This window comes from Shewanella sp. BJSY2023SW001 (genome assembly GCF_047314685.1).
Classification (GTDB): domain Bacteria; phylum Pseudomonadota; class Gammaproteobacteria; order Enterobacterales; family Shewanellaceae; genus Shewanella; species Shewanella indica.
In genome coordinates, this window is sequence record NZ_JBKORF010000083.1 from 22009 (window position 1) to 44820 (window position 22812).

At 50.5% G+C, this 22812-nt stretch carries 21 protein-coding genes and 8 tRNA genes; 18 read left to right on the forward strand and 11 right to left on the reverse strand.

Going from position 1 to position 22812, the window contains the following annotated elements; translation table 11 throughout:
- The first annotated feature begins 53 nt into the window (after positions 1-53).
- Together ACMHXH_RS19765 and ACMHXH_RS19770 are read left to right on the forward strand one after the other, a co-directional pair.
- Entirely contained in the window at positions 54-1313 is a 1260-nt protein-coding gene (locus tag ACMHXH_RS19765; RefSeq protein ID WP_335909050.1) for an HD-GYP domain-containing protein, read from the forward strand.
- A gap of 123 nt (positions 1314-1436) precedes the next feature.
- Positions 1437-1748 (forward strand): DUF3135 domain-containing protein, encoded by a 312-nt coding sequence (locus ACMHXH_RS19770; protein WP_039033996.1) that lies wholly within the window; start codon positions 1437-1439, stop codon positions 1746-1748.
- A gap of 27 nt (positions 1749-1775) precedes the next feature.
- Here ACMHXH_RS19770 and corA read toward each other — a convergent pair whose 3' ends face one another.
- From corA to ACMHXH_RS19800, 6 genes are all read right to left on the reverse strand, one after another.
- Positions 1776-2723, reverse strand: coding sequence for a magnesium/cobalt transporter CorA (gene corA, locus ACMHXH_RS19775; RefSeq protein ID WP_039033995.1), 948 nt, complete (start codon positions 2721-2723; stop codon positions 1776-1778).
- A gap of 98 nt (positions 2724-2821) precedes the next feature.
- Entirely contained in the window at positions 2822-3187 is a 366-nt protein-coding gene (locus ACMHXH_RS19780; RefSeq protein ID WP_039033994.1) for a hypothetical protein, read from the reverse strand.
- Between the two features lie 517 nt (positions 3188-3704).
- Positions 3705-4586, reverse strand: a complete 882-nt coding sequence (locus ACMHXH_RS19785) for a RimK/LysX family protein (protein ID WP_071476198.1) — start codon at positions 4584-4586, stop codon at positions 3705-3707.
- 83 nt (positions 4587-4669) lie between these two features.
- Entirely contained in the window at positions 4670-5035 is a 366-nt protein-coding gene (locus tag ACMHXH_RS19790; protein WP_039033992.1) for an STAS/SEC14 domain-containing protein, read from the reverse strand.
- A 24-nt stretch (positions 5036-5059) separates the two neighbouring features.
- A complete protein-coding gene (locus ACMHXH_RS19795; RefSeq protein ID WP_039033991.1) occupies positions 5060-5410 on the reverse strand; it encodes a DUF3802 family protein in 351 nt (116 codons plus the stop codon).
- 141 nt (positions 5411-5551) lie between these two features.
- Positions 5552-6127: a YceI family protein gene (locus ACMHXH_RS19800; RefSeq protein ID WP_039033990.1), complete on the reverse strand. Its 576-nt coding sequence runs from the start codon at positions 6125-6127 to the stop codon at positions 5552-5554.
- A gap of 609 nt (positions 6128-6736) precedes the next feature.
- Here ACMHXH_RS19800 and ACMHXH_RS19805 point away from each other — a divergent pair.
- Positions 6737-7216: a YchJ family protein gene (locus ACMHXH_RS19805; RefSeq protein WP_335912824.1), complete on the forward strand. Its 480-nt coding sequence runs from the start codon at positions 6737-6739 to the stop codon at positions 7214-7216.
- Between the two features lie 63 nt (positions 7217-7279).
- Here the strand turns inward: ACMHXH_RS19805 and ACMHXH_RS19810 are convergent, their stop codons facing one another.
- From ACMHXH_RS19810 to ACMHXH_RS19820, 3 genes are all read right to left on the reverse strand, one after another.
- Positions 7280-9466, reverse strand: coding sequence for a putative bifunctional diguanylate cyclase/phosphodiesterase (locus ACMHXH_RS19810; protein WP_413738511.1), 2187 nt, complete (start codon positions 9464-9466; stop codon positions 7280-7282).
- A gap of 202 nt (positions 9467-9668) precedes the next feature.
- Positions 9669-9959 (reverse strand): DUF406 family protein, encoded by a 291-nt coding sequence (locus ACMHXH_RS19815; protein WP_039033988.1) that lies wholly within the window; start codon positions 9957-9959, stop codon positions 9669-9671.
- 69 nt (positions 9960-10028) lie between these two features.
- Positions 10029-10517: a VC2046/SO_2500 family protein gene (locus tag ACMHXH_RS19820; protein WP_039033987.1), complete on the reverse strand. Its 489-nt coding sequence runs from the start codon at positions 10515-10517 to the stop codon at positions 10029-10031.
- Positions 10518-10642: 125 nt separating this feature from the next.
- Here ACMHXH_RS19820 and ACMHXH_RS19825 point away from each other — a divergent pair.
- The 4 genes from ACMHXH_RS19825 to ACMHXH_RS19840 all read left to right on the forward strand — a co-directional run bounded on the left by ACMHXH_RS19825 (position 10643) and on the right by ACMHXH_RS19840 (position 12211).
- A tRNA-Tyr gene (locus ACMHXH_RS19825) sits at positions 10643-10727 on the forward strand.
- A 38-nt stretch (positions 10728-10765) separates the two neighbouring features.
- Positions 10766-10850, forward strand: a tRNA-Tyr gene (locus tag ACMHXH_RS19830).
- Positions 10851-10882: 32 nt separating this feature from the next.
- Positions 10883-10967: transfer RNA gene (locus tag ACMHXH_RS19835), tRNA-Tyr, on the forward strand.
- 179 nt (positions 10968-11146) lie between these two features.
- A complete protein-coding gene (locus ACMHXH_RS19840) occupies positions 11147-12211 on the forward strand; it encodes a PLP-dependent cysteine synthase family protein (protein ID WP_101055947.1) in 1065 nt (354 codons plus the stop codon).
- Positions 12212-12273: 62 nt separating this feature from the next.
- On the opposite strand, the gene queE is transcribed toward ACMHXH_RS19840, so the two are convergent.
- Positions 12274-12942: a 7-carboxy-7-deazaguanine synthase QueE gene (gene queE, locus ACMHXH_RS19845; RefSeq protein ID WP_215774314.1), complete on the reverse strand. Its 669-nt coding sequence runs from the start codon at positions 12940-12942 to the stop codon at positions 12274-12276.
- Between the two features lie 180 nt (positions 12943-13122).
- Here queE and queC point away from each other — a divergent pair, with 180 nt between their 5' ends.
- Both queC and rrtA read left to right on the forward strand, forming a co-directional pair.
- Positions 13123-13875 (forward strand): 7-cyano-7-deazaguanine synthase QueC, encoded by a 753-nt coding sequence (gene queC / locus ACMHXH_RS19850; RefSeq protein WP_335912933.1) that lies wholly within the window; start codon positions 13123-13125, stop codon positions 13873-13875.
- A gap of 29 nt (positions 13876-13904) precedes the next feature.
- Complete coding sequence (gene rrtA, locus ACMHXH_RS19855) at positions 13905-14447, forward strand: rhombosortase (protein WP_335912934.1); 543 nt, start codon at positions 13905-13907, stop codon at positions 14445-14447.
- A gap of 135 nt (positions 14448-14582) precedes the next feature.
- Here the strand turns inward: rrtA and uvrB are convergent, their stop codons facing one another.
- Positions 14583-16595 (reverse strand): excinuclease ABC subunit UvrB, encoded by a 2013-nt coding sequence (gene uvrB / locus ACMHXH_RS19860; protein ID WP_039033983.1) that lies wholly within the window; start codon positions 16593-16595, stop codon positions 14583-14585.
- Between the two features lie 891 nt (positions 16596-17486).
- Here uvrB and ACMHXH_RS19865 point away from each other — a divergent pair.
- From ACMHXH_RS19865 to rsxC, 9 genes are all read left to right on the forward strand, one after another.
- Positions 17487-17562, forward strand: a tRNA-Asn gene (locus tag ACMHXH_RS19865).
- Positions 17563-17614: 52 nt separating this feature from the next.
- Positions 17615-17690: transfer RNA gene (locus ACMHXH_RS19870), tRNA-Asn, on the forward strand.
- Positions 17691-17711: 21 nt separating this feature from the next.
- Positions 17712-17787: transfer RNA gene (locus ACMHXH_RS19875), tRNA-Asn, on the forward strand.
- Positions 17788-17815: 28 nt separating this feature from the next.
- A tRNA-Asn gene (locus ACMHXH_RS19880) sits at positions 17816-17891 on the forward strand.
- Between the two features lie 28 nt (positions 17892-17919).
- A tRNA-Asn gene (locus ACMHXH_RS19885) sits at positions 17920-17995 on the forward strand.
- A gap of 90 nt (positions 17996-18085) precedes the next feature.
- Positions 18086-19990: an EAL domain-containing protein gene (locus ACMHXH_RS19890; RefSeq protein WP_039033982.1), complete on the forward strand. Its 1905-nt coding sequence runs from the start codon at positions 18086-18088 to the stop codon at positions 19988-19990.
- Positions 19991-20105: 115 nt separating this feature from the next.
- On the forward strand, positions 20106-20684 hold the full coding sequence (gene rsxA, locus ACMHXH_RS19895; RefSeq protein WP_039033981.1) for an electron transport complex subunit RsxA: 579 nt from the start codon (positions 20106-20108) through the stop codon (positions 20682-20684).
- Positions 20685-20688: 4 nt separating this feature from the next.
- Positions 20689-21258 (forward strand): electron transport complex subunit RsxB, encoded by a 570-nt coding sequence (gene rsxB, locus ACMHXH_RS19900; protein WP_039033980.1) that lies wholly within the window; start codon positions 20689-20691, stop codon positions 21256-21258.
- Positions 21252-22812: electron transport complex subunit RsxC (gene rsxC, locus ACMHXH_RS19905; RefSeq protein WP_413738515.1), on the forward strand; the 1561-nt coding region annotated here is incomplete at its 3' end. The genes rsxB and rsxC, both read left to right, overlap by 7 nt.

Consider the following 22812-nt stretch of genomic DNA (forward strand, 5'->3'; position numbering starts at 1 on the left):
AAAGCGTACTCTTTGCGATAAAATGATTCGATTGCTTAAAAAAGATGATTTGAATGAACAAGAGCTGTAGAGTCAGTGTCCAACAACTGCAGGTGGGTAACTTCGTCCGTCTTCCTCTGGCATGGAAAGATCATCCTTTTCTTTTCAGTAGCTTCCGTATCAAACAACAGGCGCAAATCGAGCTAATCCGTAAGCTGGGCATAGACAGTGTGTTTGTGGTACCGGACCGCAGTGATACTCCGCCGCTGCCTGCCAATCAACAAGCTGCCCCAGTGGAAAATCCACAGGAAGTCACCTCTCTGCAACAACAGATGGAAAGCGACAAGCAACAAAGGATCGAAATTCTCAAGAAAATGCGTCGCGAACTGCATAAGACAGAGGAGCATTTCGACCGTTCACTGGCAAGGATGCGCAATCTGGTCAACAAACTGCGCAGCCGCCCTCTGAATGCTGTTACCGAAGCGCAGGACTTGGTGCGGGACATTGCCGAGCAACTTTTATCCTCCGACAACCTGATCCTGCATCTAATGGCCGATTCGGATAAAAACGAAGGCATCTATTTTCACTCACTCAACGTTGCCATTCTCACCATGTTGGTGGCCAAAGAGTTGCAATGGCCCAGAGAAGATATTGAGGCCGTGGGCCTGGGTTCGCTGTTCCATGACGTAGGTAAACTCAAACTGCCAAGCCAGATACTGCGCAAGCAGGCTCCCTTGACTAAACCCGAGCAAAACCTGCTGAACCAGCACCCGCTGATGGGTGCAAAGTTCACCAAGCTGGCAGCCGAATTTCCAGAAAATGCCAGGGACGTTATCACCAATCACCATGAACTACTCGATGGCAGTGGTTTCCCAAGAGGCTTGAAAGCCGATGAACTGAGTCAAGCTTCCCAGTTGGTGGCCGTGGTGAACCAATATGACTCTCTTTGCCATCCTGGAGTGCAATCCAAGGCCAAGACGCCTTATGCTGCTCTGGGCTATCTGTATAAATACTCCAAGGGAAAACTGAATCAGGAATATGTCGGCAAAATGATTAAGATGCTCGGGGTCTATCCTCCCGGCAGCGTGGTCGAACTTTCTTCCGGCCAATATGGGCTGGTAATGTCGGTCAACCTGGATAAGCTGCTGCTGCCGCGAATTCTGGTATATGACGCTCTGGTGCCCAAAGATCAGGCGCCGATTATCGACTTGGAAGCCGAAGGCCTTGCTATCGTGCGCTGCCTGCCACCGGCGGCCCTGCCGGAGAAAATCTTCAAGTATCTCAATCCCAGAGAGCGGGTCAGCTATTACTTCGGCAGCGAAAGCAAAGGCTGAGCCCTCGGCTTATATAACCAAAGTCATTATCGCCATCATAGTTAGACTGAACTAATCTTGTTGTTGCAACCTGGATTTGGGTAGCCTGAAACCAGGCTCACCCCTCACAGGCGGAGGCCGGCAATGACAGAACTACCGGATTTTGACACCTTGATGTGGCTGGCTCAAAACCAGCCGGAAGAATTGGACAAGCTACAGGAGCGTTTGAGTAATGAGTTGATTAATGGTTCCGACTCCAACCAGGACCAGCTCAGAACCATTAAACACCACCTGCAGCAGAGACTGGCACGCTGCAATAACCCGTATCACAGATGCCTGGTCAGCATCCGTATTATGCGCCACAAGTTCGCCGCGTTGGCGAGCGTGTTGGAAGCTCCGGACCAATACAGAGATCACAAGGCTCAGGTTATACCATTAAGGCGCAAGCCCCTGTAACCAAGGTACTAAAGTCCTTAACCAGATTTACAGCCAACCTTTGCGGCGGAAAAACAGGTAAGTGCCTGCCGCACTGGCCAACATCATCACCACCGCCATAGGGTAACCAAAGTACCACTCAAGCTCAGGCATCTCTTTGAAGTTCATCCCGTAACTACTGGCAATCAGGGTTGGCGGCAGAAAGACCACGGCCGCAACCGAGAAGATTTTAATGATCTTGTTTTGCTGCAAGCCACTGAAACCCATGGCAGCATCCAATAAGAAGTTGAGTTTGTCGAAGATAAACTGACTATGGGGCATCAGGGATTCGATGTCCGACAACATCTCGCGAATTTCCTTGAGTTCGTCTTCAGCCAGTTCCTTACGGTAATACTTCTGTATGTAACGCAGCGATCTCTGGGTATCGAGCAGACTCAAACGTATCTTGCCGTTGGAGTCTTCCTGCAAGGTGATCAGTTTAAACACATCATCGAGTTCATTACTCTCGAACACCTGCTCGCCGACGTTTTCCAGCACAGTGTAAACATCTTCAATCAAGTCAGAGAGGTATTCTACCTTGAGGTTAAAGAGCTCGATAAACAGTGCCTGAGGCGTGGCCACCATGATACGCCCAAGGCGCAAATAGTTGCGCAATAGGCGAATAAGACCAACATCCTCTTCGCGTATGGTGACCAAAAACCGGCTACGCAGGTTGAATGAAACGTTAACCCCGCGTACATCCTGACCAACCCGCTGCGGAAACAGAGAGTTGATATGCAGGCCGTCCTTGTTTTGATAGAAACGTGCCGAGGCCTCAATCTCATTGATATCTTCCTCGTCGGGCACCTCTTCCACCGAATAACGGCTCAACCAATCCCGCTCATCGTCATCCGGCTTGTAAAGATCCAGCCACAGAGTCTGTTCCGGAAGACCGTCTTCTATGGTCAGCTCAATAATTTTAAGCTGCTGATCCTGATAGGTGTATGCAGTAATCATGGGTCCTCCTGAAGATAACAATGCCGTAGAAAGAAATGCCCGGCAAAAAATGTGCCTAGTTTACCTGATAAGCCATCAATGAAAAGCGTTCAGTGGCGTCAGGGGACACTTTTCTCGGCTATCATCAAACGCTCCTCGGTGGAGAGACGGATCCTGAGTCCGTCCACGGTAACCAGTTCATTGGCCGAGATATCTTTCTTACGCACCTGATAGACTTCCCGTCGTTCTTCCTTGGGTGAAACCAAGGTCACGGAGACCACCTGATAACCATCAAACCATTGCCAGGCAAAAAAGCCACAGGCCAGTATCAAGGTAATACCCACGGCTCCAGGAACCAAAAAGCGTTTGAACAAAGGCAAAGGTTCAGCGACCTCTTTCTTTCTTACCTCAGGGCTTGACCTTCGTTTGAGCATGGCCCATGCCAGCGCCAACACCAGGGCTGTCAGCAGGATTTTGGTCAACAAGCTCAACTCCTCATTCTTAGCCAAAAATCTATCAAAGCATCAAATTATTAATTATAAAGGAAAAGCGCATCCTTGACAGTTAGCTGCATCATAAAGCTGCCTGCCAAATCTTAAAGTATTTGAATTAACACTATGATGACCGAACTTACATATCGTCTCGACACCATTCACCGCCAGCTTCAGCAGCCATAAAGCACTAAAGCCTGGCGCCAGCGCATGCAAAGCAATACTGGATTATATTGCAAACGGCAGTGAGCAACTCGCAGAAAGGCTTACTTTGATGGGTTTGAGATCAATCTATGTTCAAAAACGGGGCTAAGATGTACTAGCTAAGACGGCAACAAGACTCTCCCACCGACCGCCCTTTCAGTAGCAGTAGCCCCATTTATGGCTTGAATCGATAACCAACGGCTTTTAGGCAAGCACCACTGATACAAAAGCCGTTACGATCTCTCGGTATCTGTCTTATGCATCGACATTAAATAACATCAATAATATTGAAGATTGGCAACGCATATCAGTCATTTTCTTTGAGGCTGACATCTACCAGATAGTGGCCCTGCAACCAGTTTCGCCCAATCAACAGTTTGTGGGTCATCTTGCTTCTGTCTTTAAGGTTAACCTTGACCGGATACTCCCTTCCCGGCTCACCAATATTGAGTTCCACCATATAACGGATTTCACTGCCCTGAGCATTACGAATCAACGAGGTATTGGTAATCATGGCATGCAGACGTTGCTTTTCACCCTTTTCATTTTCTGTCGTAAAACTCAGCTGCTTGCCGATATTCTTTTCCATATCCTCGTCACCATTCTCCACTTTCAGATCTGTGGCATGCAACGAGTTTTCTACCGCGCCGGTATCAATACGGGTTTGAAAAATCAGCCCGGATTCCCGCACACTGATAGGAGCAACTGGTCCTATAATGCGTTTCTCGGCCACATCCACCAGAAAGTCATCAGCCAGCCAATTGCGGCCGATAAGCAGTTTATAATCCATGTGGCTGCGGTCTCTGAGATTAACCTTGACCTTACGCTTGTGTTTGCCGAACGCGATATTCAGCTCCACCATGTAACGCGTCTCCCGCCCTTGAGAGTTGCTGACGGTAGATGTCTTGACAATTTTTGCCTTGAGCTGCTTTTTCTCGCCACTTTCATTCTCAGTGGTGAAGCTGAGCATTTTACCCACGTTATCCTGCATCTTTTTGGCGCTGCCGCCTATCACCTTGAGACCGACCGCATGCATAGAAGTATTGGCCGCCCCGGTATCAATTCGGGCCTCAAAACTGAGTCCGGCTTCGGCGACCGTCATAATTTCAGTCTGACCTATAACTGTTTTTTCCTGGGCAAACACGGATGTCGAAAGCAACATAAAACAAAGACCAAGTTTTTTAAGCATGGGACTATTCCATTCATTTCAACTAACGAGATGAAAATCCGGCAGAAATACCGGAACTTAAAGATAAGACAGATGTTAACGCTTCAGGTTCCCGAGAGCCAGGCTCGAGCCTTAGTCAATTCCGTCCTGGGAAACACGAATACCGGGCAAGGGATCATCAGCGCCAAGGTTTGCGCCATCCCTTCAATCACAGAGCTGTCAGTAATAACAGCTATACGGGAAAAGTCTTGCAAATGAAACAGCCCAAGACAGGCATCATCCCATACGGCCTGCAAAGAGATACCCTCGAAGTCGGCGCCGTATTCATACCAGAGTTTAATGAGCACATGTTCCCTAAGTTTGGACTCAACCGCCGGTAGCAAGACAGCATCATAATCTTCACTACTGACAATACCGCTGGCACGAACCGCCACAGTATTGTCATCAAACCCGGAAAGCAGTGTCAGCATCCTGAGCCTCCAGTTTATGCATTATTAAACCTGGAGTTTGGCAATTTCCTGATCGAACAGATTCTTGATCAAACCGGCAAACTCACTGATAAATAAGGTTTGTTTTGCCGTGGCCTTATGGTTGGCCACCTTGGCCAAGATCTCTTCCAGATCATACACTATGGCATCGATTTCACGGATGACTGTGTTGCGTTGGACGAAAGATAGTTGTGGGTTTTGGCCACAGACCATAATAATCTGTGCCGACAGCTGCTCTTCGAACTCCTCCATAACGCTGCTGTCGCTCAAAGATCCCCCCTCAGGGGTCTCAAACAATCCAAGGTGTTCAGTCAGGAATTGAATGAGGTGCATATAGCCGTCTTTGTCTGTAACCATCTTTCTTCCCGCGTGCAACGTCTCAGGCCAACCCATAAGGGGCACACTCTCCGGTCTAATTGCCGATTAAGCCGCGACCGGAAAGTCACATTATGAAACAAATTCCACCTTGAGTCTTGCCTCAAATCAAGCTGTCGTTCGTTACTTGTTTAATCTTAGAACAAATGAAACAGGAACAGCCTTGCTGATGCTGGATAGACCGGCAATTTCACGTAATTTTTCAACCCCATCGGTCAGACCAAACTCTTCGGCATTCACTATGACGGCTTTCTGTGAAGTGACCAAAAGGCTCGACGGCCCAAGCCTGGCCACAACCAGTTCAAAACGTTTGTTCTGGGTCTTACCATGCAGTGACAATACGCCATCTATCTCAGTACTCAACAACTCACCTGGCTTGAGCTTATCCACCAACTCAGCGGGTACTTGAGCCGTCAGCGTAAGGGTCGGGAAATTGGCCACTTCAAACAACATGGTTTGCATCCGTTTATCCCGTATCTCTATGCCGGTATTGACCCCGCTTAGCGGAATTTCCAGCTTGAATTCGCCATTATCAGCAAGCGTGCCACTCAACTGGTTAAACTCATGTACCTCGGCAATGTCACCTTTTTTAACCGATATAAAACTGACCTTGGAATCGGCATTATCCAACTGCCAGTCAGCCGCCAGCGCCAGATTACTGAAGGCGCCGAGCGCCAATAAAGGGATCCATTTCTGCATATTCTTTTCCTTGTAGGGCATAAAGTGAACTGAGCCTGGATTTAAGATGTTTAAAAACAGACACTTCGCCAGAGAAAGGGCAATTAAGCCCATCTGTGATCTGCATCGGCTTACCGGCCTGAATGCAAGGCGTGGCTTGCAGCAGATAGCCTTACTCCTTTGCAAGAACAACACAGCAGATAGGCCGATAAGCCACGCCCTTCGGGGCTCTTACGGCAATAGTGCCACGAGAACTTACTCGCACCTTCCCTAGATTACTCATTACTAAAGCATATTGTTCAATTCAATAAAACAGGTTCGCTATTTTTTAACCGAAATGACTGTCGTTTCATCCTGAAGTAGCCTGTACGCAGCTTTCACCCAGACGCACTTCTGCAAGCCATTCCAGCCCCGAATATCGATACATGCTCCCGCTTACCCTATCCTTCAAATCTGTTTACTTACCCTTCAAACAAAGTGACTCCGTTCCTGCCAACACTTGCGGAAAACTGCGAAATTCACCCGAATAAATTAATTGTTTCAATGCAAGCCAGGCCTCAAAGCGCTATGATCTCCGGCAATGCAAACCCAAGCCGTTTAACCGGCCCCAAATTGAAACTGAAAACCTCGATGACAGCGAACCTCCTTTGCCCCTGCAACTCCAAGCTCCCTTATAGTGAATGTTGTCAGCCGCTTCACACCAAACAGCACAGTGCCGCCAATCCAGAGCAATTGATGCGCTCCCGCTATGCCGCCTTTGTTAAAGCAGAGTTTGATTATCTTATCGATACCCATCACCGGGATTATCGCCAGGGACTGAACGCACAAACCCTGGCCCAGATGCCAAAGACCCTGTGGTTGGGCCTGCAAATTGTCGCGCGGGAGCCTTTGACAGCAGGACAAACCAAGGCCAGAGTCACTTTCAAGGCCTGGTATCTGGCCGATGGCCAGTTGGACGCTATTTTTGAAGAATCTGAATTTATATGTGAGGGCGGCCGCTGGTTTTACACCGAGGGCAAGCAGTTTGCGGTCAGCTATCCCAAGCGCAACGACACTTGCATTTGCAATAGCGGCAACAAGTTCAAACACTGCTGCCTGAAACGAATTTAACTTAGGCTGGATTTAACTTAGGCCGGATTTAAGTGTGGAACCTAAAAAACTTAAACTAGCTGATCAATGCAGCAATGCAGGTTGACTCTGTTGCAGAAAAGCATTGAATTCGGCCTCTCTGAGCGCCGGGCTGTACAGGAACCCCTGGGCCTGATGACACATGCATGAAGTAAGGAAGCTTTCCTGTTCAGCGGTTTCAACCCCTTCAGCTGTCAGGGAAATATTCAACGCCTTGGCCATGGCGATAATCGCACTGACGATTTCGCGGCTCTCGCGGCTAATGCTGAGATCAGAGATAAAGGATCTGTCGATCTTGAGCTTACTGATGGGAAACTGTTTCAAATAGCGCATTGAACTGTAACCCGTACCGAAATCATCAATGGCAAGCCCTACCCCCAAGTCAGCCAGTTCCTGGCATAAATTGGTGGCATAACGTATATCCTCCATCAATTCGGTTTCGGTGATCTCCAAAATAAGAGTGCCGGGTTTCAAGCGGTAACGGTTGAGCAACTGCCAAACCTGTTCATAAAGATTACTACCGAAAAACTGCCGCGCCGACACGTTCACATGCATGGCAATATTGATATTGTGGTGCTGCCACAAATTAAGCTGGCGACAGGCAGCCTCCAGTACCCAGGTGCCTATGGCATTGATGAGCCCCGACTGTTCGGCAATATCGATAAAGGCGCCGGGATAAAGTACTCCCCGCTTGGGATGATGCCAGCGGATCAGCGCTTCCGCGCCTATGTAACTGCAGCTTTGCAGATCTTTAAGCGGTTGATAATAAAGTTCAAACTGCCTACCCCGAATGGCAGCGTGCAGATCTCTTTCTATCTGGGCATCATCCTTGAACGCCTTGAGCAGTGCACTGTTGAAAAACTGAATGGCCGTGCCCTGCTTCTTTTTGGCGTATTGCAGCGCAATATCGGCGCAAGTCAGCGGCGCGACCAACTCGGCGACTTCGGCAATGTCTACCGCAGCCAGTGCCGGCTTGGGATCCACTTGCTCACGGCCGATATTGATAGGATTTCGCAGTTGTTGATAGAGGCGATGACAGCAGGCATCGATATCGAGATCGAGATCGAGATCGCCGCTATCATCAAGCAACAATGCAAATTCATCGCTGCCTACTCTGGCAATACTGCAGTCGGGATAAAGAGAAGCAAAATGTTTCAGACGACGGGCGACTTCAATCAACAGGGCGTCGCCCTGTTCATGTCCATAGGTATCATTGAAGCGTTTAAAACCAATCAAATCGATCAGCAGCAACTGCCCGCTATAGGTTCTATCGAGTAAACGATTAAAATGGGTACGGTTGTATAGCCCGGTCAGGCTGCAACGCCAGGCCAAGCGCTCAAGTTCGGCCTGATAGTTATGCTGCTCGGTACAATCTTCGCTGGATACCAACACATAGTGATTACCACGCTGGGTAATAAATTGACTGGCATGGTATCTGAGCCAGTATTCCTGGCCAGACTCTCGATTAAGCATCACTTCACCCGTCGCTACTTCGCCACGCAACACCTTGGCCAGGGTCATTTCAGCCTGTTTGGGTTGCTGCTTGAAGAAGGACAACTGCTTTAGACTGGCACCCAGCATTTTCTCTTTTGGGATGCCGGTGATCTGTTCATGGGCGCTGTTGATGTATTCAATCGCTTCTGTGTGCAAATTGATCAGCATACTGACCTGGGCCGATTGTTCAGCGGCCGACTGAAACAGCGTCAGCAACTCGTCTTTGCGGTAGGCGTCATGGGTAGCCAGAGTCAGCGCAAGCTGGTCAGCCACTTGCGATGCCAAATGGATTTCCAAATCACTCCAGTGATGCCCGGTAGAGGTTCGCTCCAGGCTCAAAACCCCTTCAATATGACCATTGATCCTGATAGCAACATCCAGAGAACTGGCAATACCGTTGACGCTAAAATAGATCTCGGCAAGTTCGCTCATGCGCCAATCAACCACCGCATCATTGGCGTCAATATGGCGTTTTTGCTTGAGTTGGTCGATATAAGATGGGATTTGATTGAGGTGTAATGGACGCGGCGTTTTAAGAGGCTTTCCCGAGCCAAAGCGGGCAACTTCAAACTGTACATGCTGATCCCTGGACCAGGACCAGACACTGGCATGTTGCACATCGAGATATTGACACAGGAGTTCTGTAGCCAGTTCAGCCGTCTTGGCGAAGTCGCCCTGTTGCTTGGCAACCGAGTTGGTCAACAACTCCAGCAATCGCTGATAACTACGTCGCTTCACACATATCCTCAGGTTCCCTTTCGGGCTCAAAGAAACCCGCGCCGAATGCGCGGGCCTGCCATCATATCTCTGCGCGAGATTACACTTTTACATAATACCCAGCAAGACAACTCATACTTTGTTACATTTACCTTGTTATGTCTTGCTTTGTGGCTTTGGTTTACGAACAGAACACTACTGACCATTTGGCTAAAAGCGCAGCTTATGCCAAAGCGTTTTCCAACTGAAAAATCATTTTCTCGGCACTGCAGGAAAAAGTCAGCGCCAGGGTCACAGTCTGCTCTGAGTTGCTGAGTTCTACCTTGACATCGGCGAAGCGGTCTGTGGCCAATTGCTTGAGAGCCTCGGCATCAACCATTGCCGACTCACCTTGAAAAGTCAACGAAAGCAAGGTGTCTCCTTCTTCGACCACTGTTCCTATATCCACATAGCTGCCACATTCGGCACAAGTGTCCTGCACATTGGCGGCCTGAGCCTGTTCAATACTCTTCATCTCTTATCTCCGATAGTGAGAGTCACGCAACAGTATAAACCATGGACGACCCCTGGACTGAGGCAAGCCTCACGCCGTTTGATATAGACCGGCCAGTTTACGTTGTTCCGATAGTTGATCAACAAACTCCATCAATGCCACCTTGGGTTGGTTCAAGACACCTTCCGTGCGCAGCCTTGTGTGCCAATCACAATTATTCAGCGCTTCCTGCATCCCGCTGTCTCTCTTCCCTCGAATAACCACAGGTTCAGGCATCAAGGCCTGGGCCAACTGAAAGCTACGTTCACCGTCACTGAGAAAATGATAACTGTTATCTACCGGCAAAGGCTCCTGACTCAAGTCTCCGAGCAAAGCTTGAGGCGCAGGCAAGTCAAATTGCTGCCGCAGGACAGTGTCTAGTTCAATATCGTCGTGCAGGTGAAACTGAGGCCAATCGCGCACATCTTGAGACAGCAATGCCAAAAGCAGGGCAAACTCACCCCGGCGATGGGACTCAACAGCCAGATTCAACCGTTCGCCCAATTGCAGCTCATTGATTAAGGAAACATCAGCACGCATAAAAAAACACCAACAAAACAACTCGTTGTTAGTTAATCGACCAAATGACCACGAACTTTAGCCCTTTTTTTAAAATCGGGCTTTACATGAAAAAGGTTTCTGACTACTATGGCGGCCGCAATTGAGGAGGGGTTCCCGAGTGGCCAAAGGGATCAGACTGTAAATCTGACGGCTCCGCCTTCGAAGGTTCGAATCCTTCTCCCTCCACCATTTGCCTACAATTTAAAAAGACACGAAAGTGAAATCGTGGAGGGGTTCCCGAGTGGCCAAAGGGATCAGACTGTAAATCTGACGGCTCCGCCTTCGAAGGTTCGAATCCTTCTCCCTCCACCATCTTTCACTCCAATGTCTGGCTCCAAATATGTGGAGGGGTTCCCGAGTGGCCAAAGGGATCAGACTGTAAATCTGACGGCTCCGCCTTCGAAGGTTCGAATCCTTCTCCCTCCACCATTTCTTTTTATCCTTTAATAAAACTCGCAAACGTTTTATCTGCGCCTAAACTATCCAATTCCACAATAATCAATAGCCTAGCCTGTGTCTGTGCCTCAATGCACCTGAGTTTTCGCTATCCATTGTCATTACCTTTGGTTATGATTAAGACCATCCTGTTATAAGAAAGAACAACAACAATGGCCGATCTCTGGGTAAACGAAGCAATTGCCAAAATCGAAGCCGATTTTCAGCGCAGCGCCGACACACATTTGATTAAACTGGAATTGCCGGCGGTAGCCGGAGTGGATATCTATCTTAAAGACGAAAGCACCCATCCAACCGGAAGCCTCAAACACCGTTTGGCAAGATCACTGTTTCTGTACGCCCTGTGTAACGGCTGGATCAAACAGGATACTCCTGTCATTGAATCCTCATCCGGCAGTACAGCTGTCTCCGAGGCCTACTTTGCCCGACTGCTGGGACTACCCTTTATTGCCGTTATGCCGGCGTCCACCGCCCGCAAGAAGATACAGCAGATAGAGTTTTATGGTGGCCGTTGTCACTTTGTCAATCACTCCAGCGAAATATACGCCGAGTCTGAACGGCTGGCGCGGGAGCTGAATGGCCATTATATGGATCAGTTCACCTATGCCGAGCGGGCCACCGACTGGCGCGGCAACAATAACATTGCCAATGCCATTTTCGATCAGATGCAGCGCGAGCCCTTCCCTATTCCCGAGTGGATTGTGATGAGCCCGGGTACCGGCGGCACTTCGGCCACCATTGGCCGTTATATCCGCTATCAACGGCTTTGCACCAAGCTGTGTGTGGTCGACCCGGATAACTCAGTGTTCTATGACTATTTTCAACAAAGAGATGCGGCCATCACCTGTGAGCAAGGCAGCAAGATTGAAGGTATAGGCCGGCCCAGAGTCGAGCCCTCCTTTATCCCGGGGGTAGTCGACTCCATGTTGAAGATCCCCGATGCCGCCTCAGTGGCGACAATCCATTGGCTGGAACAGATCATCGGCCGCAAGACAGGGGCCTCGACCGGCACCAACCTCTATGGCGCCCTGATGCTGGCGGCCGAAATGAAACGCGACAATCGCCAGGGCTCAATAGTGACCCTGATCTGCGATCCCGGTGAGCGCTATCTGGACACTTATTACAACCCCGAGTGGATAGCCGCCAATATAGGGGATATCAGCCAGTATCAAAACAAACTGAAACTGTTTGAAACCACGGGTGAGCTCTGCTGCTAAGAGCGCGCTTCAGATAACAAAAAGCCGCATCAATGCGGCTTTTTGTCGATTACCACTACAGATTAATCGATATCCAGATACTTGTGAGTCTGGATAGACAAACGCCAGTTGCGTTCGATACAGATTTTCATCGCCAGCGCCGTCGCCCGGCTCTTCTGGCTGATGGGCTGCAGGCAGATAGTCTTGTCTTTGAGATCCAACCCCAGCAGCAGTTGATCCAGTTCCTCAATATGAGCCTCGGTCGCCACCGGATGCTTAATCTCATTTGCCCGCTCCAGCGCCTGACGCAGTACCGGCATCCCCCCCTTCATACCGACCTTGGGCGAGACTGTGACCCAGGTATCTGCGCTGCAATTCACCTCAAAGGTGCCACTGGTTTCAATTTGAGTGCGAAAGCCTGCGGCATTAAATGCTTCTGTCATTTCAGTGAGCGGATAGAGACAAGGCTCACCCCCTGTGATCACTATATGCCTGGCATTGAATCCCTGCAGTTTAAACGCCTCCAGTAACGACTTGGCATCATGCTCGGCCCAGCGGCCGATACTGCCATCGGTGCGGATCACATCGGCAGGTTTCACCTGATTGTGCTCAAGCTTGTCCCAGGTCTGGCGGGTATCACACCAAGGACACCCCACAGGGCAACCCTGCAAACGCACAAAAATGGCCGGAACGCCGGTAAATACACCTTCCCCCTGCAGGGTTTCAAAGACTTCGTTGACGGGGTAGTACATCGGGGTTCCTCATATTTGCCAGGGCGGCATTTATAGAGGAATTTAGCCCCAAGCGCAAGGATGAGCGAATTTTCCGTTTTTTATCCAGTCGGCGCTGACAGCCAACCAAATTAGGGTAAACTGTGACGATTGAGTCATCCCTTTGAATAGACGCTTATGTCTTCATCCAATCAATCGCTTATGTCATCAGAATCAAACGCACCGCAAACCCAAACCGCAGAGCCGACCCAAAGCACTAAGCCAGCTATTTCCAAGGCGATAGTCGTTTTCAGCGGCGGTCAGGACTCCACCACCTGCCTTATTCAGGCCTTGGCCCAGTATGATGAAGTACATGCCATCACCTTCGACTATGGCCAGCGCCACAGCCAGGAGATTGAAGTTGCCAAGCAACTGGCGCAAAAGCTCGGCAGTGCCAGTCACAAGGTGCTGGATGTTACTCTGCTCAATGAGTTGGCCATCTCGGCCCTCACCCGCGACAATATTCCGGTATCAAACGACTTGATGGACAATGGTCTGCCCAATACTTTTGTTCCCGGACGCAATATTCTGTTTCTGACCCTGGCGGGGATCTATGCCTATCAAATAGGCGCCGATGCCGTCATCACAGGCGTCTGCGAGACTGACTTCTCCGGCTACCCGGACTGCCGTAATGACTTTATCAAGGCAATGGAAACTGCGCTGATACAAGGCATGGACAGACAGCTGCGTTTGGTTACGCCACTCATGTGGCTCAACAAGGCCGAAACCTGGGCACTGGCAGATAAATACCAGCAACTGCCACTGGTAAGAGATGAAACCCTTACCTGCTATAACGGCATTCTGGGCAAAGGCTGTGGCACCTGCCCCGCCTGTTTACTGCGCCAAAAAGGGCTGGATGAGTATCTGGCAACACCGGACAGCATCCAGGCAATACTGGCGGCCAAGACAGCGTGAAGCCGAGCTCCGCTTATTTTTCAGGAGTTGTGTTAACAGCCCTGGCGCTGCTGCTGTATTCTCTGCCGCTCACTGAGCTATTGGCCTTTCGCCGCAGCGCCATAGAACAAGGTGAGCTGTGGCGGCTTGTCAGCGGCAATCTGCTGCATACCAACTTCTGGCATCTGCTGATGAACCTCGCTGGGTTTTGGGTGATCCTTTATCTGCATAAGGAACACTATAACGCCCTGGGCGTATTGATATTGACCCTGGCACTGTGTCTGTTTGAAGGCGTAGGGCTTTATCTTTGCTACCCTGAGCTTATGGGGTATGTGGGCCTAAGTGGCATACTGCACGGCCTGTTTGCCTTCGGCGCCTTGGCCGATATTCGCAGCGGTCGAAACTCGGGTTACCTGCTGCTTGCTGGCGTTATTGCCAAAGTCGGCTGGGAGCAATGGCAAGGCGCGGCTTCAGAAGTCAGCGCCCTGATTGGTGCCAGAGTCGCGGTTGAAGCGCATCTTGTTGGCCTGATTGGCGGTATCGCACTGTTTGGTTTATGGCGACAGAGTACCTATAAAGCACTAAAACTTTGATACCAAGCTCAAGCATTTCAATAGGTTTTTTTAAATTAGGCTTTTAAATCAGGCTTTTTAAAGCCGTTGATAGATAAACAGCACAAAGAACCCGGCTTTTGCCGGGTTCTTTGTCAATGGGTCAATTTTAGGGATTTAGGCCTTGATAAGCTCCTCTCTGAGCCTTGCCACTTCATCACGCAGTGCAGCGGCCTGCTCAAACTCCAGATCCCTGGCATGCTGGTGCATCTGTTTTTCCAGCCTGTCGATTTCATGCGCCAGATTGGCAGCGTCCACCTGATAAGCCGACCTGCGCTCTGCCACCTTACGGGCACCCGGCTGCGGCGCTGCCGATGAAGGGGAATCTCCCACATCCATAACATCTGTTATCTTCTTCACCAAGCCTTTGGGCACTATGCCATTGGCCAGGTTGAAGGCGTGCTGTTTCTCGCGGCGACGATTGGTTTCATCCATGGCCTTGGCCATTGAAGGGGTCACCTTATCGGCGTAGAGGATCACCTTGCCATTAATGTTACGGGCGGCGCGGCCTATGGTCTGGATAAGTGAGCGCTCGGAGCGCAGGAAACCCTCTTTATCGGCATCGAGAATACACACCAGAGACACTTCCGGCATGTCCAGCCCTTCCCTGAGCAAGTTGATGCCGACCAACACGTCGAAGACCCCCTTACGTAAATCGCGAATGATCTCCACCCGCTCCACGGTATCCACATCCGAGTGCAAGTAACGCACCTTAACCCCGTGTTCATCGAGATATTCGGTAAGATCTTCCGCCATCCGCTTGGTCAGCGTGGTCACCAGCACACGTTCATTGACGGCAATGCGTTTATTGGCCTCAGAGAGCAGATCATCCACCTGAATCGCCACCGGCCGCACTTCCAGCTCAGGATCCAACAAACCTGTGGGCCTGACCACTTGCTCGGCCACATCGCCGCCGCTGCGTTCGAGTTCATAACTGCCCGGTGTGGCCGACACATAAATCGTCTGCGGCATCAAGGACTCGAACTCTTCAAACTTGAGCGGTCTGTTATCCAGTGCCGATGGCAGGCGAAAACCGTACTCCACCAGGGTGGTTTTCCTCGAACGGTCGCCCTTGTACATGGCACCTATCTGCGGCACTGTTACATGGGACTCGTCGATGATCAGCAGACCATCCGGCGGCAGATAATCCAGCAAAGTCGGCGGCCCTTCTCCCGGTGCACGCCCGGAGAGATAACGGGAGTAGTTTTCGATACCGGAGCAATAACCCAGCTCTGTCATCATCTCCACATCGTACTGCACCCGCTCACTGATCCTTTGTGCCTCAATCAGCTTGTTGGCGTCCAGTAACTGCTGGCGCCGTTCTCTGAGCTCGGCCTTTATCTGCTCTGTGGCCGCCAATATTTTTTCTCTCGGGGTCACGTAGTGAGTCTTGGGGTAAACCGTGGCCCGGGCAATGCGTTTACGCACCTGACCGGTCAAAGGGTCGAATAGCGACAGCTGCTCTATCTCATCATCGAACAACTCGATCCGAATAGCATCCCGGTCCGATTCGGCCGGGAAGATATCTATTACTTCACCGCGCACCCTGAAGGTACCGCGCTGCAGTTCAATATCGTTGCGGCTGTATTGCAACTCGCTGAGCCGCTGCAGTATATCCCGCTGGCCCATGATGTCGCCCTGGCGCAGGTGCAGCAGCATCTTCATGTAAGAGTCGGGGTCGCCAAGACCATAGATGGCTGAGACCGAGGCCACCAACACCACATCACGCCGCTCCAGCAAGGCCTTGGTGGCAGAGAGTCGCATCTGCTCAATATGAGCGTTGACCGAAGCGTCCTTCTCAATAAAGGTGTTGGTCGAAGGCACATAGGCTTCCGGTTGGTAGTAGTCATAGTAAGAAACAAAGTATTCCACCGCATTATGGGGGAAAAACTCTTTCATCTCGCCGTAGAGTTGCGCCGCCAAAGTCTTGTTGGGTGCCATAATGATGGTTGGCCGCCCCTGATTGGCAATCACATTGGCAATAGTGAAAGTTTTTCCTGAACCGGTTACCCCCAGCAAAGTCTGATTAGCGAGCCCGGATTCCAGTCCATCAATCAATTTGGCAATGGCGGTGGGCTGATCTCCTGCAGGGGAATACTGAGACTCCAAGCGAAACGGCGTAGCTGACACTTTAATGCTCCTTCGGTTAAGCCGTTTATTTTACCCATTGAGCCAGATAAGGCCAAGCCAAAAGCCACAAGACTCCTGCCAACATGATGTCAGTAGCAGCTTGTGCTGAAACTCAGCAACAAGACGACAGATGTGGCGGTCGAAGGCGGGAATTCCACCCAAATAAGTCAAACAGGTAGATTTAATGCACAAGGATCGGCAGATACTTCCTTACAGCTTTGTTACAAAAAACACCAAGCAAACCAAAGCAGCTTGACTTTCACATCTAATTGTTTTGATTGAATTTATTTTTTAACCATTCAAACTGACCAATTTAAGTTCAATGCAGATGCCACAAGGGTTTGCAGCCCATAAAGTCGGGAAGCTCACAGGTTTATCCACAGATTTAGTGGATAAGTCAGTCTAACCCTGTAACCATGAGGGATTGCGGCAAGCAGTGTAAGCCAATGCATGTTGCTGGATCTTTTGTAATAAAAGAACATATGAAAGTGTGGCACTCACCTTGAAAGGTAAGATGCACCAAAATGAACTCAAAGCAGCTGAATTGCACCTTTATTGCGCTGCTTTCATGACGAGTTAGACTCCAGGTAAATTGCTCAAAAACCTCCTGCTTGTCAGATTTCAGCCCTGTGGACAGGCAAAAGCCGCCGAAACTCACGCACCTTGGCCTTCCAATGAAACCCGCTTTGATTGAAATGACACGGAATATCTGTGTTTAGCCGTTATTTTTTAAGCAAAAAATCTCCCCAAAGCAGTTTTATCCATCACTATGAGCATTAGATAAGCAATTAACAGCTTAATGACACTTTTTTTGGGGCTGCGAGTTGACTCTACCCACAGAGCGATTTACTATGCGCTCCGTTCTCAGCGAGACAAGCAATAAATAACGATTCCCCTGTAGTTCAGTCGGTAGAACGGCGGACTGTTAATCCGTATGTCACTGGTTCGAATCCAGTCAGGGGAGCCAATTTACGCAAGTCACCTGAAAACAATAGGTTAATCCTAGCTAAATAAATTATTCCCCTGTAGTTCAGTCGGTAGAACGGCGGACTGTTAATCCGTATGTCACTGGTTCGAATCCAGTCAGGGGAGCCAATTTAATTAGTTGAAATCTGTTCCCCTGTAGTTCAGTCGGTAGAACGGCGGACTGTTAATCCGTATGTCACTGGTTCGAATCCAGTCAGGGGAGCCACTTCAAGATTAACCTGAGCGAAATCTGTTCCCCTGTAGTTCAGTCGGTAGAACGGCGGACTGTTAATCCGTATGTCACTGGTTCGAATCCAGTCAGGGGAGCCACTTCGATTTTGCCCCTGAAAATTTCAATTCCCCTGTAGTTCAGTCGGTAGAACGGCGGACTGTTAATCCGTATGTCACTGGTTCGAATCCAGTCAGGGGAGCCACCTTATCTTATCTCTTCCTGCGTTTTGTATTTATAACAAATACGTATACAATTCTGACATCCCTTTAACCTGGTCTGAATTCTGGAAAAGATGGGCATTTCGCGCTTTTTTCAACTGTTACTGTTATTGAGCTTTCTGGCAACCGGCTTGGTCTTGTTGCAACAGGAACGACAGGTGTTGCAGCAGCAAGCTGATGTCCTGTTACAGCGATTACAACAAGCGCAGGAGCAAGCCCAGGGCGCAGATGATGCCGCTATCTTTTACCGGCAATTACAAGACAAAGTGTCATTGCAGTTTTTTCAATATACTGATGACGTCGATGGTCAGAATAATCTCACTCGAGGACATTTCCTGCCGGAGATGAACTGGCAATATTATCTACTGCCATTGCAACTCGAATCCCAATACCGCTTCGCTTCCGGGCGAGTGTTACTTAAGCCCGACCTCAGCCCTCTTCGAGAACAAGGGATCCATACCCTCTGGCTTGACGGATTGCGCTTATTACCCCTTTATTTGGTATTGGCGTTAATCTTTGCCTTGATGATGAAACGCCACAATAGTGTCCTTAAATATGCAGCCGAATATCTGACAAAAATGTCTCAAGGTGAATTCAATGCGCTGGCGCAGAGCCGCTTTCGGGGTGAGCTCAGGCCCTTGGGGCAAGCATTGGAACAAAGTCGGCAGCTGATAAAACAGCGGTTTGAGAAACTTGAGTCAGAAAACCTATCGCTGAAAAAACTCGCCTACGAAGATCCGATAACCGGCTTTGGCACCCGCCAACACTTCACCGAAAAACTGCAACAGTTATCACTTTCCGGCAAATCCCAGATTGGGGTGCTAATCCTGGTAAAAGCCACCGAGCTTGCCCATATCAATCAACTGCGCGGCCGTCAGGGCGGCGATGACTATCTTGCCCGCGTCGCGGTTTGTATTCGCCGGGCACTCCAGGGTTACAACAACAGCGAAAGCTTTCGCATTGCCAGTACTGACTTTGCCATCTTTGTCCCCTCAATTGTGCTGAAAGACGCGCAAACCTTTGCCACCCAGCTCAAGCGTGAGCTGGAAGAATACCAAGCAGAACTGCAAACCGACTCCATCGCCCATAGCGGCATAGTGGCCTACGCCAGCGACAAAGATCCCATAAGCACTCTTGCCATGGCCGATACCGCCGCCAATGTGGCGCAAACCTTGGGTCCGAATGCAGTGCAATTCCAGGATAAAAATTTGCTGAATGAAACACTCGGCGATAACCGCTGGAAACTGGCCATTGAAGACTTGCTGAAGCGCCGGGCACTCAAATTTTACCAACAGCCCATTCAACCCTGTCGCAGCGAGGTAGATGGCTACCGTGAGCTGTTGGCACGCTTTTACAACGGTGAAGGCAAGTTTCTACCGACAGCCACAGTGATTGCCATGGCCGAACGTCACGGCATGAGCCAAGAGCTGGATAAACTGGTGCTACTCAGCGCCTTGAAACTACTGCAGAGCCTGCCAAACCTCAGCGGTAATATCGGCGTCAATCTGAGCCCGGGCTCAGCCTCCAAAGAAAGCTTTATTGCCTGGGCCAAAGATCTGCTCTCCAAACATCCGAGATTAGCCTCAAGACTGGTGTTCGAAATCAACGAAGCAGGCATGCAAGGTAACCTGGCCGCCAGTCACAAGTTTGTTCGCGCCATGCATAGCGTCGGTTGCCGGGTATCGGTAGAGCGTTTCGGCATGAGTTTTACCTCATTCAAATTCTTCCGTGAGGTGCGCCCCGACTATATCAAACTGGATCCCAGCTATACCCAGGCAATAGATGAAGATACCAATAACCAGTTCTTTGTCCGCATGCTGGTCGATGTGGCCCGCCGCAGTGGTGTCAAGGTGATAGCCTGCGGCATAGAGCGCCAGGAAGAGAAAATGGTCGTCGAAAAACTGTTGGTTGATGGTATGCAAGGCTTCTACATTGCCAGGCCCCAACAGCTGGACCTCGCCGAAATGAACAGAAATTAATGCCGTTTATGACTCATTAAGGGCGCAAAGAAGGTAAACCCTGCTTTCTATATGTTGTTTATGACCACTGAAACACTGATAATAACCGCCAAGAAGTCACAACACCTGTAATGAGATGAGTGAGTATCTCCTGTTGTTGATTGGCACTGTGCTGGTCAACAATTTTGTATTAGTGAAATTCCTTGGGCTGTGCCCATTTATGGGGGTATCCAGCAAGCTGGAATCAGCCATAGGCATGTCCATGGCAACTACCTTTGTCATGACCTTGGCCGCCATTCTCAGCTACCTGGTTAACCGGTATCTGCTGCTGCCCTTCGAGCTCGGCTACCTGCGTACCATGAGCTTTATTCTGGTTATCGCAGTGGTGGTACAGTTCACCGAAATGGTGGTGCAGAAAACCAGTGCGACTCTGCATAGGGCGCTGGGGATCTATCTGCCACTTATCACCACCAACTGTGCCGTGTTGGGCGTAGCCTTACTGAATATCAATGAAAACCACGATTTTATGCAGAGTGCTGTCTATGGATTCGGCGCTGCCGCGGGCTTTTCATTGGTGCTTATCCTGTTTTCGGCAATGCGCGAACGTTTGGCGGCGGCTGATGTGCCCGCACCTTTCAAAGGCAGCGCCATCGCCATGATCACCGCCGGCCTGATGTCGCTGGCCTTCATGGGCTTTACCGGTTTAGTCAAATAGAGTTATGTCTTCCATGCTAATTGCAGTCATTTTATTGTCTCTGCTGGCGCTGGTATTCGGCGTTTTACTCGGCTTCGCCGCCGAGAAGTTTAAAGTTCAGGGCAATCCGATAGTGGATCAGGTCGAAGCCCTGTTGCCACAAACCCAATGTGGTCAATGCGGCTACCCTGGTTGCCGCCCCTACGCCGAGGCCATAGCCAACGGCGAGAAGATCAATCGCTGCCCGCCGGGTGGTACCGCCACTATGGAGAAACTGGCCGATCTTATGGGGGTCGATCCCGAGCCTCTCGATGCCAGTGTTGAAACCCAGGTCAAAAAGGTCGCCTATATTCGCGAAGATGAGTGTATCGGCTGTACCAAGTGCATTCAGGCCTGTCCGGTAGATGCCATCATAGGCACGGGCAAGCTGATGCACACAGTCCTGACCAGCAACTGCACCGGCTGCGATCTCTGTGTTGAACCCTGCCCTGTGGATTGTATCGATATGATCCCGGTGAAACAGGATCTGAAAACCTGGGACTGGCAGCTTAACGCAATTCCAGTGAAGTTGGTGGAAGAGGATAAGCCGTGCTGACATTACTCGAACAGTTGGATAAAGGAACTCAGTGGCGCCTGACCGGCGGAATTCATCCGCCGCAGATGAAAGACCTCTCCAACGGCAGTCCTATTGGGCGTCTACCACTTGCCAGCGAATTCTTATTGCCTGTGCCCCAGGTTGGTGACAGCGCCGTGCTCGAAGTCAAAGTGGGCGACAGAGTGCTCAAGGGCCAGGCGCTGACCCGCGGACTGAGCGCCATGTATCTGGCGGTGCATGCCCCCACCTCAGGCATCATTCGCGCCATAGAGCAAAGACCGAGCAACCACCCTTCTGCCCTGCCGGTCTTGACCTGTGTGCTGGAAGCCGACGGCCAGGATCAAGCCATAGATTTTGAGCAGCAAGAGGTCTCAGCACTGAGCCGCGAGCAGATCCTCAGCCGCATTCGCCAAGCCGGGATAGCCGGATTGGGCGGTGCCATGTTTCCGGCTCACATCAAACTCAACCCCGCCAGTGAAATTGAACTGCTGTTGATCAACGGCGTGGAATGCGAGCCTTATATCAGTGCCGATGACAGATTGATGCGCGAACACGCCAGCGAAATTCTGGACGGCATTGAAATTGTTCACGGGCTGCTAAATCCCAAACGGGTGATTATCGCCATTGAGGATAACAAGCCCGAAGCCGTTCAGGCGATGCAGCAGGCGCTGGATAGCTGCCATCTGCCTAAGGGCAGCATCAGGATCACTGTGATCCCGACCAAATACCCTTCCGGCGGCGAAAAGCAGCTGATCCAGATCATTACCGGACAAGAAGTGCCTTCCGGCGCCATTCCGGCGCAACTGGGAATAGTAGTGCACAACGTAGGCACCGCCTTCGCCATTCGCGAAGCCGTTTGCCAGGGCAAGCCTCTCATAGAGCGGGTTGTCACTGTGACCGGCGGCAATATTCCCAAGCCGGGTAATTACTGGGTGCCACTGGGCACGCCCATAGCCCATATACTGGAGCAAAGCGGTTTTACCGCCAGCGGTCAGGATACCGTCATCATAGGCGGCCCCATGATGGGCTACACCCTGCCCCTTATCAAAGTACCGCTGCTCAAGGGCAGTAACTGTGTCTTGGTGCCATCGGCCAGCGAAATCAGCCCACCGGCCGAGGAAAAGGCCTGCATTCGCTGCGGAGAATGTGCTCAGGTATGCCCGGCGTCGCTATTGCCCCAGCAACTCTATTGGCACAGTAAAGCCGAAGAATACGACAAGGCCAGCGCCTACAACCTCAGAGACTGTATCGAGTGCGGTTGTTGCAGCTATGTTTGCCCATCGGATATTCCTCTGGTGGAGTATTATCGCATTGCCAAGGCGGCCATTAAGCGTAATCACGAAGAGAAACAGCTGGCCGAGCAGGCCAAGCAGAGATTCGATGCCAGGCTCAAACGGCTGGAGGCCGAGAAACAGGCGCGGGAAGCCAAGGCCAAAGCCGCAGCCGATAAGCGCCGCGCCGCCATGGGCAGTGGTGAGAAAGATGCCGTAGCCGAGGCTATGGCCAGGATCAAGGCGAAAAAAGCCGCCGAAGCCTCTGTGGCGACCGCTGCTA

What these genes read in the sequence shown, in the direction of transcription:
- ACMHXH_RS19765 (WP_335909050.1), top strand. Translation starts at nt 54, where the DNA reads ATGAACAAGAGCTGTAGAGTCAGTGTCCAACAACTGCAGGTGGGTAAC.
- ACMHXH_RS19770 (WP_039033996.1), top strand. Translation starts at nt 1,437, where the DNA reads ATGACAGAACTACCGGATTTTGACACCTTGATGTGGCTGGCTCAAAAC.
- corA (WP_039033995.1), bottom strand. Translation starts at nt 2,723, where the DNA reads ATGATTACTGCATACACCTATCAGGATCAGCAGCTTAAAATTATTGAG.
- ACMHXH_RS19785 (WP_071476198.1), bottom strand. Translation starts at nt 4,586, where the DNA reads ATGCTTAAAAAACTTGGTCTTTGTTTTATGTTGCTTTCGACATCCGTG.
- ACMHXH_RS19790 (WP_039033992.1), bottom strand. Translation starts at nt 5,035, where the DNA reads ATGCTGACACTGCTTTCCGGGTTTGATGACAATACTGTGGCGGTTCGT.
- ACMHXH_RS19795 (WP_039033991.1), bottom strand. Translation starts at nt 5,410, where the DNA reads ATGGTTACAGACAAAGACGGCTATATGCACCTCATTCAATTCCTGACT.
- ACMHXH_RS19800 (WP_039033990.1), bottom strand. Translation starts at nt 6,127, where the DNA reads ATGCAGAAATGGATCCCTTTATTGGCGCTCGGCGCCTTCAGTAATCTG.
- ACMHXH_RS19805 (WP_335912824.1), top strand. Translation starts at nt 6,737, where the DNA reads ATGACAGCGAACCTCCTTTGCCCCTGCAACTCCAAGCTCCCTTATAGT.
- ACMHXH_RS19815 (WP_039033988.1), bottom strand. Translation starts at nt 9,959, where the DNA reads ATGAAGAGTATTGAACAGGCTCAGGCCGCCAATGTGCAGGACACTTGT.
- ACMHXH_RS19820 (WP_039033987.1), bottom strand. Translation starts at nt 10,517, where the DNA reads ATGCGTGCTGATGTTTCCTTAATCAATGAGCTGCAATTGGGCGAACGG.
- ACMHXH_RS19840 (WP_101055947.1), top strand. Translation starts at nt 11,147, where the DNA reads ATGGCCGATCTCTGGGTAAACGAAGCAATTGCCAAAATCGAAGCCGAT.
- queE (WP_215774314.1), bottom strand. Translation starts at nt 12,942, where the DNA reads ATGTACTACCCCGTCAACGAAGTCTTTGAAACCCTGCAGGGGGAAGGT.
- queC (WP_335912933.1), top strand. Translation starts at nt 13,123, where the DNA reads ATGTCATCAGAATCAAACGCACCGCAAACCCAAACCGCAGAGCCGACC.
- ACMHXH_RS19890 (WP_039033982.1), top strand. Translation starts at nt 18,086, where the DNA reads ATGGGCATTTCGCGCTTTTTTCAACTGTTACTGTTATTGAGCTTTCTG.
- rsxA (WP_039033981.1), top strand. Translation starts at nt 20,106, where the DNA reads ATGAGTGAGTATCTCCTGTTGTTGATTGGCACTGTGCTGGTCAACAAT.
- rsxB (WP_039033980.1), top strand. Translation starts at nt 20,689, where the DNA reads ATGTCTTCCATGCTAATTGCAGTCATTTTATTGTCTCTGCTGGCGCTG.